Annotated in this window: 12 protein-coding genes and 1 pseudogene; 9 read left to right on the top strand and 4 right to left on the bottom strand. The window is 72.6% G+C overall.

What is annotated here, in order from left to right; all coding sequences use genetic code 11:
- Positions 1–122: 122 nt before the first annotated feature.
- Positions 123–515: a YciI family protein gene (locus tag PSED_RS19895; protein ID WP_013676038.1), complete on the top strand. Its 393-nt coding sequence runs from the start codon at positions 123–125 to the stop codon at positions 513–515.
- Positions 512–1,816, top strand: coding sequence for an RNA polymerase sigma factor (locus tag PSED_RS19890; protein WP_013676037.1), 1,305 nt, complete (start codon positions 512–514; stop codon positions 1,814–1,816). The genes PSED_RS19895 and PSED_RS19890 overlap by 4 nt, the downstream gene beginning before the upstream one ends.
- On the opposite strand, the gene PSED_RS19885 is transcribed toward PSED_RS19890, so the two are convergent.
- Positions 1,792–2,793: a TAXI family TRAP transporter solute-binding subunit gene (locus PSED_RS19885; protein WP_013676036.1), complete on the bottom strand. Its 1,002-nt coding sequence runs from the start codon at positions 2,791–2,793 to the stop codon at positions 1,792–1,794. The genes PSED_RS19890 and PSED_RS19885 overlap by 25 nt on opposite strands.
- 93 nt (positions 2,794–2,886) lie before the next feature.
- Here PSED_RS19885 and miaB point away from each other — a divergent pair, with 93 nt between their 5' ends.
- From miaB to PSED_RS19865, 4 genes are all read left to right on the top strand, one after another.
- Positions 2,887–4,359 (top strand): tRNA (N6-isopentenyl adenosine(37)-C2)-methylthiotransferase MiaB, encoded by a 1,473-nt coding sequence (gene miaB, locus PSED_RS19880; protein ID WP_013676035.1) that lies wholly within the window; start codon positions 2,887–2,889, stop codon positions 4,357–4,359.
- 111 nt (positions 4,360–4,470) lie between these two features.
- Entirely contained in the window at positions 4,471–4,926 is a 456-nt protein-coding gene (locus tag PSED_RS19875) for an Rv2732c family membrane protein (RefSeq protein ID WP_013676034.1), read from the top strand.
- A gap of 76 nt (positions 4,927–5,002) precedes the next feature.
- Entirely contained in the window at positions 5,003–6,787 is a 1,785-nt protein-coding gene (locus PSED_RS19870; protein ID WP_013676033.1) for an ATP-binding protein, read from the top strand.
- Between the two features lie 34 nt (positions 6,788–6,821).
- Positions 6,822–7,223 carry a DUF302 domain-containing protein gene (locus PSED_RS19865; RefSeq protein WP_013676032.1) on the top strand — a complete coding sequence of 134 codons (402 nt, stop codon included), beginning with the start codon at positions 6,822–6,824 and terminating at the stop codon, positions 7,221–7,223.
- Positions 7,224–8,319: 1,096 nt separating this feature from the next.
- On the opposite strand, the pseudogene PSED_RS19860 reads toward PSED_RS19865, so the two are convergent.
- Positions 8,320–8,469, bottom strand: a pseudogene (locus tag PSED_RS19860) (ATP-binding protein); the annotation flags it as partial.
- A 139-nt stretch (positions 8,470–8,608) separates the two neighbouring features.
- On the opposite strand from PSED_RS19860, the gene PSED_RS19855 reads away from it, so the two are divergent.
- The 3 genes from PSED_RS19855 to PSED_RS19845 all read left to right on the top strand — a co-directional run bounded on the left by PSED_RS19855 (position 8,609) and on the right by PSED_RS19845 (position 11,724).
- Positions 8,609–9,697, top strand: a complete 1,089-nt coding sequence (locus PSED_RS19855; RefSeq protein WP_013676030.1) for a tyrosine-type recombinase/integrase — start codon at positions 8,609–8,611, stop codon at positions 9,695–9,697.
- Positions 9,694–10,011 (top strand): helix-turn-helix domain-containing protein, encoded by a 318-nt coding sequence (locus PSED_RS19850; RefSeq protein WP_013676029.1) that lies wholly within the window; start codon positions 9,694–9,696, stop codon positions 10,009–10,011. Before PSED_RS19855 ends, PSED_RS19850 begins: the two co-directional genes overlap by 4 nt.
- 624 nt (positions 10,012–10,635) lie before the next feature.
- Positions 10,636–11,724: a site-specific integrase gene (locus tag PSED_RS19845; protein WP_202946299.1), complete on the top strand. Its 1,089-nt coding sequence runs from the start codon at positions 10,636–10,638 to the stop codon at positions 11,722–11,724.
- Here the strand turns inward: PSED_RS19845 and PSED_RS19840 are convergent.
- Both PSED_RS19840 and istA read right to left on the bottom strand, forming a co-directional pair.
- Entirely contained in the window at positions 11,621–12,418 is a 798-nt protein-coding gene (locus PSED_RS19840) for an ATP-binding protein (protein ID WP_325176120.1), read from the bottom strand. The two genes, PSED_RS19845 and PSED_RS19840, sit on opposite strands and share 104 nt — an antisense overlap.
- Positions 12,415–14,001, bottom strand: a complete 1,587-nt coding sequence (gene istA, locus PSED_RS19835; protein WP_013672252.1) for an IS21 family transposase — start codon at positions 13,999–14,001, stop codon at positions 12,415–12,417. The genes PSED_RS19840 and istA overlap by 4 nt, the downstream gene beginning before the upstream one ends.
- Positions 14,002–14,968 lie beyond the last annotated feature (967 nt).

The following is a 14,968-nucleotide window of genomic DNA, read 5'->3' as shown; positions in this document are numbered from 1 at the left end:
ACACCCGTCGCGCAGATTCGCCCGGGCCGCGGTGTCGAGTCGCCGCCGGCGCGTTCGTCTCCCTGTCGGAGGCGTCAGGAGCGGGCTACGGTCCGGCTGGGGAGCGACGAGGGGGAGCAGCCATGCGCTACATGCTGTTGATCTACGGGTGCGAGCGGTACGAGCCGGGTACGCCGGGGTACGAGGACACCCTCGTCCGGATCGGCGAGTACACCCGCGAGCTGCGCGAACAGGGCGTGTTCCTGGCCGCGGACCCGTTGCACCCCATCGAGACCGCGACGACGGTGCGCGTCCGCGACGGCGACGTGCTCGTCACCGACGGTCCGTTCGCCGAGTCGGTCGAGGCGTTGGGCGGCTACTTCGTGCTCGAGTGCCGTGACCTCGACCAGGCCCTCGAGCTCGCCGCCCGCTGCCCGCTGGCCGAGCGCGGGTGCATCGAGGTGCGACCGATCCGCGACCTGATGCCCGACGGCAGCACCGTCCCGGTCGCGCTCGCGGAGCGACCGGGCGCGTGACCGGCGGCGACCCCGCGGAGGTCCTCGCCCGCACCTGGCGCGACGACCGGGCCCGGCTGCTCGCGGCCCTCGCCCGCCGCCTCGGCGACGTCGAGCTCGCCGAGGACGTGCTGTCCGACGCCGCGGCCGTCGCGCTGGTGCGCTGGCCGGTCGACGGCGTACCGGACGCGCCCGCGGCGTGGCTGCTGACGGTCGCCCGCCGCACGGCGCTCGACCGGTTGCGCCGCGCGGGCGTCGGGGCGCGCAAGCACGCCCAGCTGGCCCGGGACCCGACGAGCACCGGGGAGCCGGGCACGGCCGGGCCGGACGTGGCCGACCCGCTGGGACCCGACGCCGAGCTGCTGCGGGTCGGCGACGACCGACTCGGGCTCGTCTTCACCTGCTGCCACCCGGCGCTGGCCGTCCCGGCGCAGGTGGCGTTGACCCTGCAGGCCGTCGGCGGGCTCACGGCCGGCCAGATCGCGCGGGCGTTCCTCGTCCCCGAGGCGACGATGGCGCAGCGGCTGGTCCGGGCGAAGCGCAAGATCCGCGACGCCGGCATCCGGTTCACGGTGCCCACCGACGCGGCCCTGCCCGCCCGGCTCACCGCGGCGCTCGCCGTGGTGCACCTGGTCTTCACGGAGGGCTACGTCGCGACGGCGGGGGAGGACCTGCTGCGCCCGCAGCTGTGCGACGAGGCCATCCGGCTGGGCGGGCTGCTCGCCCGGCTCATGCCCGACGAGCCCGAGGTCCTCGGCCTGCTCGCGCTCATGCTGCTCACCGACGCCCGCCGCGCCGCCCGCACCGACGCCGCCGGCGACCTCGTCCTGCTCGCCGACCAGGACCGCAGCCGTTGGGACGGCGTCCGGATCGCCGAAGGTCTCGCGTTGGTCGAGAACGCACTGCGGCGCCGGCGGCCGGGTCGCTACCAGCTGCAGGCCGCCATCGCCGCGGTGCACGCGGCGGCCCCGGACGCCGAGGCCACCGACTGGTCGGAGATCGCGGCCCTCTACGTCGCGCTGTCGCGGCTCGACCCGTCGCCGGTCGTCGCGCTCAACCACGCGGTCGCGGTGGCGATGGTCGACGGGCCCGCGACCGGGCTCGCCCTGCTGGACCGGATCGACTCTCTCGACGGCCATCGGCTGCTGCACTCGTCGCGGGCGGACCTGTTGCGCCGCACCGGCCGTGTCGCCGAGGCCCGCGAGGCCTACGCGCGGGCGCTCGCACTCGCCACCAACCCGGCCGAGCGGCGCTTCCTCCGGCGACGGCTGGACGAGACGGGGCCGGACGAGACCGGTCAGAGCGCCTTCGTCGAACGGTAGAACCGTTCCGCGCCGGGGTGCAGCGGGATCGGCTGGGTGCCGATGGCGGCGCGGGCGTCGATCGTCAGCGCGGCCGCGTTGGCCGCCGACAGCCGCGGCTGCTCGGCGAACAGGGCGTCGACCAGCGCACCGGCGACGTCGTCGGCCATCGCGGCCGGGACGACGAGCACGTTGCGCACCATCAGTGTGGTCACCGGCTCGGGGATCCCGTACGTCTGCGCGGGCACGGTGCCCGTGGAGTAGACGGGGTAGGCCGCACGGACCCTGGGCAGCACGTCCTGCAGGTCCAGCAGCCGCACCGGCACCGCCGCGGCCAGGGTCGCGACGCCGACGGTCGGCAGCCCGCCGGACCAGAAGAACGCGTCGATCGTGCCGGCCTGCATCGCGGCGACGGAGTCGTTGATGCCCAGCGCCGCCGGCCGGATGTCACGGTCGGGGTCCAGGCCCGCTCCCCGCAGCAGCCGCTGCGCGATCGGCGTGACACCGGAGTTCGCGGCCCCGATCGACACCCGGGCGCCGCGCAGGTCGGCGAGTGCCCGGTAGGAGGAGTCGGCGCGGACCACGACCTGCGTCGCGTCGTCGTAGATCCGCGCCAGCGCGCGCAGCGAGCGCGGGTCGTCCAGCGGGATGCCCGGCAGCGCGTCGGCACCGGTGTCGACCTGGCTGAACGCGACGTCGGCGCCGCCGGACGCGACGAGGGCCAGGTTCTGCACCGAGCCCGCGGTGGTGATCACCTCGGGCCGGGCGGGCAGCCGAAGGTGCTCCTGCCAGACGTCGGCCAGCACGCGGCCGAGGGTGTAGTACACGCCCTGCGTCGCGCCGGTCGCGATCGCGAGCCGCACCCCGGCGAAGCTCGACGAGCACGCGCCCAGCAGCGGCAGCGCGGCCGTGGCGAGCCCTCCCGCGGCGGCCGCACGCAGGAACCCTCGCCTGCCGAGGGTGCGCGTCACCGTCGGCCCACCCGCCGCGTGCGCCACGGCCGCATCCTCCCCCGAGCGCCCGTGCGGGGTCGACCCCCGTGCCCGGCACCGGTGCACCGCGCCTGGTGGCGACGGCCTACCCTCGGGCGCGTGACCCGCAGCTACACCATCCGCACCTACGGGTGCCAGATGAACGTGCACGACTCCGAGCGGATGGCGGGTCTGCTCGAGTCGGCAGGCTACGTCCGCGCCGAGGCGACCGACGACGCCGACGTCGTCGTCCTCAACACGTGCGCGGTGCGCGAGAACGCCGACAACAAGCTCTACGGCAACCTGGGGCACCTGGCGCCGCGCAAGGCCGCCAGGCCGGGCATGCAGATCGCCGTCGGCGGCTGCCTGGCGCAGAAGGACCGCGACACGATCGTCGCGAAGGCCCCGTGGGTCGACGTCGTCTTCGGCACCCACAACGTCGGGGCGCTGCCCACGCTGCTGGAACGGGCGAGGCACAACGAGCGCGCCGAGGTCGAGATCCGCGAGTCGCTGGAGGTCTTCCCGTCGACGCTGCCGGCGCGGCGCGAGTCGGCCTACGCCGGCTGGGTGTCGATCTCGGTGGGCTGCAACAACACATGCACGTTCTGCATCGTGCCGTCGTTGCGCGGCAAGGAGCGCGACCGCCGCCCCGGCGACGTCCTCGCCGAGGTGTCGGCGCTCGCCGCCGACGGCGTGCTCGAGGTGACCCTGCTGGGCCAGAACGTCAACGCGTACGGCGTCGAGTTCGGCGACCGCGAGGCGTTCTCGAAGCTGTTGCGCGCCTGCGGCGACGTCGAGGGGCTGGAGCGCGTCCGGTTCACCTCGCCGCACCCGCGCGAGTTCTCCTCCGACGTCATCGCCGCGATGGCCGAGACGCCCAACGTGTGCCCCCAGCTGCACATGCCGCTGCAGTCGGGGTCGGACCGGGTGCTGCGCGAGATGCGCCGCTCCTACCGGTCCTCGCGGTTCCTCGCGATCCTCGACGAGGTGCGCGGGTCGATCCCCGACGCCGCGATCAGCACCGACATCATCGTCGGCTTCCCCGGTGAGACCGAGGAGGACTTCCGCGCCACGCTCGACGTCGTGGAACGCGCCCGCTTCGCGCAGGCCTTCACCTTCCAGTACTCGCCGCGGCCCGGCACCCCCGCCGCGACGCTGCCCGACCAGCTGCCCAAGGCCGTCGTCCAGGAGCGCTACGAGCGCCTCGTGGAGCTGCAGGAACGGATCTCCTGGGAGCAGAACCGGGCGCTCGAGGGTCGCGTGGTCGAGGTGCTGGTCTCGACGGGGGAGGGCCGCAAGGACTCGGCCACCCGGCGGCTGTCCGGCCGCGCCCGCGACGGCCGGCTGGTGCACTTCGCCCCCGGCGCGGCGCCGGTGCGCCCGGGCGACGTCGTGACCGTGCGCGTCGGGTACGGCGCGCCGCACCACCTCGTCGCCGACGACGGGCTGCTGTCGCACCGGCGCACCCGCGCAGGCGACGCGTTCGAGGCGGGTACCCGTCCCGGTGGCGCCCCGACGGGCCTGGGACTTCCGGGGTTCGGAGCGCCCCCGCCGGCCCCCGCCGTCGCGGCGTGCTCGACGGCCGGGGCGTGAAGGCGGCCGGCCATGAGTGCGGGCGGTGCGTGATGGCGGGCGGTGCGTGATGGCGGGCGGTGCGTGATGGCAGGCGACGAGCCTGGCCGCGACGGACGTGAGGAGCAGGGCATGACCGACGGGCTCAGCGAGCTCGACCGCGAGCTGCGCGACGTCGCGCGACGCGTCGAACGGCGGATCGACCCCGGCGCCACCGCCATGGTCGTGTCGATCGCCGTGCTCGTCCTGATCGGGGCGTTCCTGCTGCCGTGGATCGGCGACGTCGCCGGCTGGAGGATCCTCGTCGGCGGCGAGTGGTTCGGCATCCTCCCGCGGCTGTTCACGATCACCGCGCTGCTGTTCGGCGTCGTCGGCTCGGCCCTCGCGCTGGGGCTGCGCTACTGGGCGCTCGCGTGGGTGTGCGCCGCGGGCTGCGGAATCTCGACGATCAACGGCGTCTGGGCGGTCTGGTCGCGGCAGATCTCCGTCCCGCAGGGCGGGGTCGGCCCCTCGATCGGGCTCGTGCTGGCGCTGCTCGCGATCGTCGTGCTGGCCGCGACGTGGGCGCGGATCGCGCTGCGGCGCTGATCCCTCCTCCCCGCGGGCCCGCGGGACTGTCGGGGCTCGTCGATAGGGTCGTGCGGACCCGTACCTGAGGAGGACCGTGGCCGGCTTGTCAGACCTCTCGGGGTCGCCGGAGGACGCCGTCGCCGCGTCGGTCGGGCGCGTCGTCGGCACCGAGGACTCCACGCCCCTGGAGTTCGCCGTCGCGCTCGCCCCGGGCGCCTACCTGCAGCTCGACGACGTCGTCGCCACCGAGCGCGAGGTCCCGGGCGTCGGCGTCGTCGTCACCAGCGGGGTCGTCACCGAGGTCCGCGCCCGGCACGAGGGCGCGACGTTCGGCTCCGACGTCTTCCTGATCTCCGACGGCGTGCTGCCCGCGCAGGTGCAGGAGATCGCCGAGATCATGACGACGCGGGTCGAGCCCGAGTGCTACGTACCGCCGCGGCCAGGGGAGCTCGTCCGTCGCGCCACGGGCGCCGAGCGGGCGCAGGCGCTGTACTTCGACCGGATGGACAAGCGCGTCGCCGCCGGACTCGGCCGCGACGGGGAACCGGTCTACCTCAACCTCGAGTTCCTCGACGGCACCCGCGGCGGCCATGTCTCGATCAGCGGCATCTCCGGCGTCGCGACGAAGACGAGCTTCGCGCTGTTCCTGCTCTACTCGCTGTTCACCGGCGGCGCGCTCGGCCGCCGGGCACTCAACTCCAAGGCGCTCGTGTTCAGCGTCAAGGGCGAGGACCTGCTGTTCCTGGACCGGCCCAACGTGCACCTCGACGACGACCTGCGCGCCGACTACGCCCGCCTCGACCTCGTCGCCGCGCCCTTCGGTTCGGTGGGCTTCTTCGCCCCGCCGATGCCCGACGACCCCTCGGGGCGCCCGCACGTCGTCGGCCGCACGCACGGGATCGCGGCGTTCTGGTGGACGCTCGGCGAGTTCTGCTCGCGCGAGCTGCTGCCCTACGTCTTCGCCGACGCCGAGGACGAGCGCAACCAGTACACGATGGTCATCCACCAGGTCGCGTCCCGGCTCAAGCGCGAGGTGTCGGCCGTGGGCGACTCGGGTGCCGTGATGATCGAGGGCCAGGTCCTGCGCACCTACGACGACCTCGTCGAGTTCGTCTCCGACCGGCTCACCGACGAGGACGCCCGGCGCGACTGGGCCGGCCCCGTCACCGGCGTCGGCACGGTCAACGCGTTCCTGCGGCGGCTGCGGTCGAGCCTGAAGCCGTTGCGCGGCATCGTCCGCGGCGACCTGCCCGACACCCCCGGCCGCCGGGTGACGACCGAGCACACCCAGGTCACCGTCGTCGACCTGCACAACCTGCCGGAGCGGGCGCAGCGGTTCGTCGTCGGCGTCACGCTCGCCGCCGAGACCGCGCGCAAGGAGCAGGCCGGGCCCGGCGGGCTGCTGTTCACGATGATCGACGAGCTCAACAAGTACGCGCCGCGCGAGGGGTCCAGCCCGATCAAGGAGGTCCTGCTCGACATCGCCGAACGCGGCCGGTCGCTGGGGATCATCCTGGTCGGCGCCCAGCAGACGGCCAGCGAGGTCGAGCGGCGGATCGTGTCCAACTCGTCGGTCAAGATCGTCGGACGGCTCGATCCGGCCGAGGCCGGACGTCCCGAGTACGGGTTCCTGCCCCCGACGCAGCGCGCCCGCGCCGTGCTGGCCAAGCCCGGGACGATGTTCGTCTCCCAGCCCGAGATCCCGGTGCCGCTGGCCGTCGAGTTCCCGTTCCCGGCGTGGGCGACGCGGGAGTCGGAGGCGGTCGAGCCGGCTGCCGCCCCGGCCGGGACGGCGCCGGGCGCCGCGGGGACCAACGGCGGGCGCCGCCGCGACCCCTTCGCCGGGCTCCCGGGCGCCGACGACCCGCCGCCCTTCTGAGCCGCGCAGCCAGTCCGAGTCCCTGGAGCCCGACGTGACCCAGATCGACGGCCTCACGGCCGTGCCGTCCCCGTACCCCGTCGCGGAGACGGTCGACCGGCTGGCCGCCGCCGTCGAGGCCGCCGGCCTGACCGTCCTCGCCCGGATCGACCACGCCGCCGCGGCCGCGAGTGCAGGCCTCCCGCTGCGGCCGACCGTGCTGCTCCTGTTCGGGCGTCCGCAGGGTGGGACGCCGCTCATGCAGGAGCACCAGACCGCGGGCATCGACCTGCCCCTCAAGGCACTCGCCTGGGAGGACGAAGCCGGCACGGTGTGGCTGGGTTGGAACGAGCCGTCCTGGATCGCGGCCCGGCACGGGCTCACGGAGTCGGGTGGTGCCGTGGAGGCGCTGACGGGCGCCCTGCGCCGCCTGACGGCTGCCGCGACCGCCGGATGATCGACGCCGGCGGGACGGCGTCGTGCGTGGAGGCCGGGACCGGGGATGGTGGGCATCGGGTAGCGCCGAAGTCGCTGGTCCATGGCTGTGCATGTGGTGGTGTGTCGGGAGGACTCCTGGCCGACCGACACGGTGATCATCGTTGCCGGGCACAGGCGCTGGGGTCCGAGGGCGGTGATCCAGTGCGGCTGGTGTGGCCGCGTGGGTGTGCGGGGCTCGGGGCGGCGGAGCGCGCGGTCGCGTGGCCCTGGGCCCCTCGGCCCAGGCCCCTGGTCGGCTCGCGGGGTGATCATCGGTACCGGGACACACGCGCGGTGGATGGCGCTGAGGTCTCGGGGACGGTGATCATCGCGGCGGTCGGGACACGCCGGGGTCCGTGGCCGTCCGGCTCGGTGCATCGAGGCTGACTGCCCTGTTGATCGCCGTGACGGGGACATGGGCGCGCGGGGGTGGCGCTGAGGTCCCGGGGATGGTGATCTTCGCGGTGGTCGGGGACAGCTGTGGTCGGTGACTGTCCGGGGCGGGCGGGTTTGACGGCTGGGCCGCCCCGTTGATCGCCGTGGCGGGGACATGGGCGCGCTGAGCGGCGCTGAGGTCCCGGGCATGGTGATCTTCGCGATGCTGGGGGACAGGCTGCGGTCCGCGGCCATCCGGGTCGGGCCGGTTTGAGGACTGGGTCGCCCCGTTGATCGCCGTGACGGGGACATGAGCGCGCTGAGCGGCGCTGAGGTCCCGGGCATGGTGATCTTTGCGGCAGTCGGGGAACAAGCTGCGTTCGTGGCCGTCGGGCTCAGGAGTTCCGTGGCTGTCCGGCTCGGGAGTTCCGTGGCCGAGGGACCCTGTTGATCGCCGTTGCCGGGACATGGGCGCAGTGGGTGGTGCTGAGGTCCCGGGGATGGTGATCTTCGCGGTGGTCGGGGACAGCTGTGGTCGGTGACTGTCCGGGGCGGGCGGGTTTGATGGCTGGGCCGCTCCGTTGATCGCCTGTCAACGGCCAGCTTGATCTCCCCGCTGGCGGCCAGTAGTTCTCCCCACTGGTGGCCAGATACTTCTCCCCGACGGCGGCCAGATATTTCCCCGCCTCGGTCGTGCGTGGTCAGCTCAACGGGCTCACCCCCTTGCCGGCGGTGGCTTGTGCGAGCCGGTAGCTGTCACCGTCGGTGACGACGATGTGGGCGTGGTGCAGGAGCCGGTCGACCGTGGCGGTGGCCAGGGTCTTGGGCATGATCTCGTCGAATCCATCTGGGGCTGGCACTTGTTCGTGTAGCCGGATCTGTGCTCGTGCCTGCACCGATGCGCCCTGGATGGGCCCTGTGGATCTTCCAGGTGGGAGATCGCTATGTTAGGCGCTGCCTTAATCATTCAGGTGCGAAGAGGGTGTGCGGGTGACGCGGCGGCTGACAGTGATCGCGGGTGCTGCGTCGGTAGCGGCGCCGGCGACGACGGATCCGTGGGAGTTCCAGGGCGAGTGCGTCGAGGCGTTCGTGGCGTCGTGGCGGGCGCGTGGGTTCAGCCCGGTGACGATCGAGAACGACTTCGGGTTGCTGGAGCGGACGCTGACGGCGTTGGGCCGCCCGGCGTGGGAGGTGACGCCTGAGGACGTCGATCGGGTCGTGGGCGATCTGGCCATTGCGGGTCGGAAGGCGTCGACCCGCCGTGACTATGTGCAGATCTTCAAGGGCTTCCACCGGTTCCTGCAGGTGCGCAAGGCCGCCGAGATCCAGGCCTGGTTCGGTGTCTCGCTGGTCTGCCCGGTGGATGAGTTCAACGCATCCCGCCATGTCGGGGACGACTCGCCGGACTCGATGCCGCCGCCGACCCCGGAACGGGTCGGGCAGTTCTTCGAGTTCCTGAAGGGCCGGATCGCGACCGCCCGCAAGTATGCGCCGGCCGCGCGGGACTACGCGTTGTTCCGGACGCTCTATCACGCTGGCTTGCGCTCGGAGGAGGCCTCGCTGCTCGATGTGGCGGATGTGCACTTCAACCGCGGGCCGTTCGGGAAGCTGCATGTCCGGTTCGGCAAGGCAGCGAGGACATCAGGTCCGCGGCCGCGGTGGGTCCCGATGCTCGATGGCCTGGACCTGGTGCTGCGGTGGTTCCTCAACGACGTGCGCGGCAAGTTCCCCGACTCACCGGTGCTGTTCGCCGACGAGTCCGGCGGCAGCCTGCATCGGGGGACGATCCGCAACCGGCTGCGCCGGTTGATGGAGCTGGAAGGCCGCGCGGCCGGGGAGTGGTTCAGCCCGCATGCGCTGCGGCGAGCGTGCGCAACCCACAACTATGAGCGCGGCGTGGACCTGGTCGCGATTCAGCAGCTGCTCGGGCATTGGACGGTCAGCTCGACGATGCGGTATGTCCGCCCCTCGGCGACGTTCATCGAGGATGCATATCGACGCGCGGTGTCCACCACGCTGTCCGAGCTCGGCGGGCCCGACGAGCCTGTCGAGCGCGCCGGTGAGGATGAACGGCGATGAGGATTCGGTGGCGGCTGCGGATGGCCGCGGCGCAGCGCGAGGTCTGGACCGGGACGCAACTGCGTCGGCTGCTCGGGGAGCGGGCTGGCGTGGAGATGTCCGCGGCGTCGGTGTCGGCGTTGTTCACCAAGGAACCCAGCCAGATCAAGCTCTCGACGCTGATCGCGCTGTGCACTGCTCTGCAGTGCACTCCCGACGACCTGTTCGAGATCGACACCACTCCGGTCGAGCGACCGGTCGCGCCGACTCGTCCGACAGCCCTCGACGGTCCTCGAGCATCCGGGACCGGTGGTCGATCCCTGCCGCCGATGTGACCGGACCACGAGAACGACTGCGGGGACGACGGCGAGCCCGACACGATCGACCAGGTTGGCGAGGTCGTGGGTAAGAAGCAGCGTGACTGCGCCGACTGCGGCGCGCCCGTCGGGCTGCTGGATCAGCCACGATGCTGTCGTTGTTCCCGGCGGGTTCGTGAGAATGCAGCTAAGGAGCCCTGTCCGGCCTGCGGGAACCAGCGTGTCCTGCAGGCAGACACTGGCCGGTGCGTGTTGTGCTCACGCCGCTGCCGACGCTGCGACAGGCCGCGCCGTTCGGCCACCGAGACGTTGTGCAAGACCTGCCGGCGCACCGATCAGCGGGCGGCCGCGATGCAGATCTGCCCGCGCTGCGCCAGGCTCGGCCACTTGCGCGCGGCGACGGGATGGTGTGGCCACTGCTCACGCCCGCAGCCAGGGCCCCAGCCGCCGCGCCCCTGCGCTGGCTGCGGTCGGGTGCGCCGCCATGCCGGTCTCGGGCTGTGCTCGGCGTGTTGGCAGCGACACCCCGCTCGGCCGTTCATCCGCGCCGAGGCGTTGGCCGAGCGGCTGGCGAGCCCGCCCGACTGGCTCGAGTCGTTCACCGCTCACGTTGCCTCGCGCTACTGCCCCAGCCGGGCCTGCATGCTGATCACCGAGCTGGGGCGACTGCTGGCCGATGAGCACTCCAATCTGCCGGCGGCGGTGCTGGACCGAGCCCGCCGCCCAGGACGCTCCATGGGCCCGCTCGCGCGGGTGCTCGAGGATTTCTTCACCGACCACCAGCTCGCCCTGGCCACCGACCATCCCGAACAGCTCGCCGCCGGGCGGCGGCGGCGCCGTGTCGACCGGGTCCCTGCACCGTTGCGGCCGGCGGTGGCCGGGTTCTGCGAGAAGATGCTGCATGCGCGTGAACGCGCGCGTCGCGCCGGAACCCGAGCGCGCAGTGACCACACCGTCGAGACGGCGCTGACCATCGTGGGCGACCTCGCTCAGTTCCTGACCGAGCAGCGTGGCAAGCACGGGTGGGAGTTGGTCGACATCGGCGACATCGAGGCGTTCCTGGCCGGCATGCCGGCCTCGCGCAAGCGGCGGCTGGTCGTGCTGCGCCAGTTCTTCCGCTTCGCCCGCGCGCGCCGGCTGATCCTCGTCGATCCCGCCCGAGATCTGTCGGCCTCCGAGCCCAGCGCTTTCCGCGGGTCGACCCTGACCCTCGCCGAGCAACGATCGCTGTTTCGGCGGTGGACCACCGACCTCAGCGCGGATTCTGCCGCCGGCGACGGGGTGCATCCGCATGAGGCACTGGTCGGGATGCTCGCGCTGTTGCATGGCGCGTCCAGCCAGGAAATGCGCCTGATGCTGATCGATGACGTCGATGAACACGCCCGAGCAGTGCGGCTGGGCCGGCGGCCGCACCCGGTCCCGCTCGACCCGGCCAGCTGGTCGGTGCTGCAGCGCTGCCTTGCCCACCGCGCGCAGCAGCGAACCGACAATCCGCACGTCATCGTCACCAAGGGCACCAAAGCCGGGCGCCGTGCGGCGTCGACGGCCTATCTCAGCCACGTCCTCGACCCCTGCGGCGCCGCGCCCCGCATGATCCGCAGCACCCGGCTGGTCGACCTGGTCAACGTCATGGACCCCAAGCTCGTCGCGGCCGCGTTCGGGATGGACCCGCAGTCCCCACTGATCTATCTGGCCGACCACGTCGACGCCGGCCGGCTGCCGAACCCGTGATGTTTCGGCGCGACCTGACACAGGTTCGGTCGAACATGTGCGCTTTTGACGGGTGCAGGTTGCTGGAGATGGCCAGGGAGCGGCGTTCGTAGGCGGCATCGACGAGCCGGTAGAACCCTTCCGCGGCGTCCGGGCTGACCGGCAGGAGCCCGATGTCGTCGACGATGATCAGGTCCGTGCGGATCAGTCTCGCGAGTGCGCGGGTGATCGAGTCGTCGGCGCGGTGACGACGCACGAGGGCGCCGAGGTCTTCGATGGTGAACCAGGCCACGGTCATCCCCGTCTCGACCGCGGCCTGACCGAGGGCTTCGCAGAAGTGGGACTTCCCGGTCCCGGACGGCCCGCAGACGCAGAGGTTCTCCCGCCGGCTGACCCACTCCAGCGAGGTGAGGGCGTCTTGGGTGGGGCGCGGGATGCAGGACGCGCCCGCGTCCCAGTCGTGCAACGTCTTGCCGGCGGGGAACCCAGCTCGTTGGCGGCGGGTGCGCAGGTTCGTCGCGTCGCGGCCGGCGGCTTCCTCGGCCAGCAGCACCCGGACGAGCTCGGCATGGTCCCAGCGTTGTGCTCGCGCGGTGGGCACGAGTTCGACGAGGTGGCGGCGGATGTGGGGCAGCTTCAACCGCCGCGTCAGCGCGACGGCCTCGGCGAGCGGGTCCCCGCCCGATGCCGGCACTGATCCGGTGGCCGCGTTCATGACGGCCCTGCCGGGTCGAGCCCTGCCGGGTCGAGCCCTGACGGGTCGGTTTCGGGTGGTGGGGTGATGCCGAAGCCGGACCAGGCGGAAGTGCCGGGTTGCAAGCTGTGGTCCTCGCTGGCGCGGATGGTGGGCTTGTTGACGTTGCGGCCGGCTTGGTGGGCGAGGATGCGCAGGACGTCGTTCTCGGCGAACCGGCCCGCGACCGCGGCCGTGCCCAGCGCGCGGTCGACCTCGCCGGGTGGGTGCAGCTTCGCCAGCGCGACCGCTTCGGCCATCTTCCGGCGCACCCCGCGCGCACCCGCCCCGGCCGCCTCGACCAGCCAGGACGCTGCGCCCGGGCCGAGCGCCAGGAACTCGGCCTCCGCGGCACTGCCCGCGCGTGGGGTGCGTTCTCCGGCGGCGTTCGCGGCCGTGGTGGGTGGCGGGTAATGCTCGTCGCGGATCGAGGGCGTGCCCGGCGTCGAGCGGGCATGGCGGGCGACCTCTGTGGGGCCGCTGCCGGGTCCGTGCCCCTCCAACGGGGCATCGACGGCGGTGATGACCAGGTCGTCGCCGTGGAACCGGACCCAGACTCGAGTGTCGACCAGCTGATGCGGCACCGAGTAGCGCACCCCGTCGACCGAGACGGTGGCGTCCCAGTTCACCCGCCGGGTCGTGCCGAACGCGACGGTGAACGGCCGATCGGGCAACGGATGCAGCCGGGTGCGTTCCTCGGCCAACGCCTCGACCGGCGGGCGGCGGGTCTCCCGATGCGGCCGCGCGTTGACCTGCTCGCAGAAGCTTCGACACGCCGTCTCAAGCTGAGCGAAGGTGCGGTACTCCTCGAGCAGGTTCGCCGCGGTCGGGACGAGGTCGGCCTTGGAGATCCGCACCGTCGCTTCGGACCCGCCCTTGGACTGCGGGTCCGCCGGCACGCAGGTGCGGATCGTCATCCCGTAGTGCCGCCCGACCGCGACGATCTCCGGGTGGCGCACCGCGATCCCCGCGACATGATCGACCGACACGGTGCGTTCGTTGTCGGTCAGCGCGTAGGTCGGCACCCCGCCCAGCCGGCGCAGCGTGGTGTCGATGCAGGCCACGATCGTGGGCAGGGTGCGGTCGAAGACCGCGAGCACGACCCGGAACCGCGACCAGGCCAGCCACGCGCACCACAGATTCGTGCGGCGCCCGGCAACGCGGGGGCCCTCGCCCCAGTCCCACTGCAGCCACAGCCCCGGCTCGACCACCCACGGCCGAAACACCCGCCGCTGCCCGGCCCGCAGCCGGGCCTTCACCTGCGCGACGGTGCGGCGGGTGGTGCGCTCCCCGCCGGTGAAGCCCATCGCGAGCAGCCGCTCGTGCACCACGTCGGCGCGCACCCGCCCGTCGGAGCGCACCACCAGTTCTTCGATCTTGTCCAGGTACTCATCGATCGGTCGTGCCCGGTGCTCGCGAGCGACCGGGGGTTGACCGGCCTCCCGCAGCGCCACATAGCGGGCGACGGTGTGGTGATCACAACCGGCCAACTCCGCGGCGGCGCGGTAACTGCCCGTGAGGTCGAACGCCTCCAGGATCTCCATGATCTCCTCGTCTCGCTTCACCGGCAGACCCTCACCACCGGCATCGGATGCTTGATCACCGGGGAGATATCTGGCCGCCAGCGGGGAGATCGCTGGCCATCAGTGGGGCGGTAAATGGCCGCCTACGGGGAGTTTGGACTGGCCGCTGTCAATCGCCGTGACGGGGACATCGGCGCAACGGGCGGCGCTCAGGTCCCGCGGATCGTGATCATGTTGGGGATCCTCGTGGGTAGGGGATACGGGGAAGCCTTGCGCGCGTATGGCGTCCGCGGGGGAGCACACCTTGATCGTCGGTCCAGGGACGCCGAGGTCGTCTCGAGCACCCCACATCGGCGCAACCGACGGCGCTGCAGTGATCGGGGGCAGGCTGCGTGCGCGGCGGTCCGGCTCGGGGGTTTCATGGCCGAGGGACCCTGTTGATCGCCGTTGCCGGGACATGGGCGCAGTGGGTGGTGCTGAGGTCCCGAGGATGGTGATCTTCGCGGTGGTCGGGGACAGCTGTGGTCGGCGACTGTCCGCGGCGGGCGGGTTTGATGGCTGGGCCGCCCCGTTGATCGCCGTGGCGGGGACATGAGCGCAATACGCAGCGCTGAGGTCCCGGGCATGGCGATCTTCGCCGTGGCCGGGGACAGGCTGCGGTCTGTGGCCGTCCAGCTAGGGAGTTCCACGGTCCCGGACCTCGTTGATCGCCATCGCCGGGACATGGGCGCAATGGGCGGCGCTCAGGTCCCGCGGATCGTGATCATGATTGGGGATCCTCGTGGGTCGAGGACACGGGAGGACGCCTGTGTGCGCGTGTGGCGTCCGCGGCGGAGCGCACTTGATCGTCGATCCAGGGACGCTGAGGTCGAACAGAGCACCGCACGTCCCGCGATCAGTGATCACCAGGTCAGCGGCTCGACGAAGCGGCGGCCGTTGTCGGCGTCCGTCCCTTCGTCCTGGGCAGCGGCAACCTGAGCGGCGGCCCCACCCGGGGCGGCGGGTCACC

Origin of the sequence: Pseudonocardia benzenivorans CB1190 (genome assembly GCF_000196675.2) — a bacterium.
Lineage (GTDB): Bacteria > Actinomycetota > Actinomycetes > Mycobacteriales > Pseudonocardiaceae > Pseudonocardia > Pseudonocardia benzenivorans.
The sequence above is the reverse complement of the archived record's forward strand: the minus strand, read 5'-3'. Positions and strand labels throughout refer to the sequence as shown.

Coding starts and splice junctions, on each gene's coding strand:
- PSED_RS19895 (WP_013676038.1), top strand. CDS start 123: ATGCGCTACATGCTGTTGATCTACGGGTGCGAGCGGTACGAGCCGGGT.
- PSED_RS19875 (WP_013676034.1), top strand. CDS start 4,471: ATGACCGACGGGCTCAGCGAGCTCGACCGCGAGCTGCGCGACGTCGCG.
- PSED_RS19850 (WP_013676029.1), top strand. CDS start 9,694: ATGAGGATTCGGTGGCGGCTGCGGATGGCCGCGGCGCAGCGCGAGGTC.
- PSED_RS19845 (WP_202946299.1), top strand. CDS start 10,636: ATGCTGATCACCGAGCTGGGGCGACTGCTGGCCGATGAGCACTCCAAT.
- PSED_RS19840 (WP_325176120.1), bottom strand. CDS start 12,418: ATGAACGCGGCCACCGGATCAGTGCCGGCATCGGGCGGGGACCCGCTC.